Below are 274 nucleotides of genomic sequence, written 5' to 3'. Positions count from 1 at the left end.
CGGTACGGCGACCGAGCACGGCGACATCGCCGAAACCCAGGCTACCGCGCAGGTGTTCGGCTCGCGGATGCCGATCAGCTCGCTGAAGAGCTACGTCGGGCATATGCTGGGCGCCTGCGGTGCATTCGAGGCCTGGGTGAGCATCGAGATGATGCGTGCCGGCTGGTTTGCCCCGACCCTGAACCTGATGGAGGTCGATCCGCGCTGCGGCCAGCTGGACTTCATCACCGGCCAGGGCCGCGAACTCCAGGCCGAGTACGTGATGAGCAACAAC

General features: G+C 65.7%; 1 pseudogene. It reads left to right on the top strand.

Going from position 1 to position 274, the window contains the following annotated elements:
• A pseudogene (locus AC6UDF_RS07215) lies at nt 1-274 on the top strand (hypothetical protein); the annotation flags it as partial.

The sequence above is a fragment of the Fructilactobacillus sp. X2R6C1 genome (assembly GCF_059901295.1).
The sequence above is the reverse complement of the archived record's forward strand: the minus strand, read 5'-3'. Positions and strand labels throughout refer to the sequence as shown.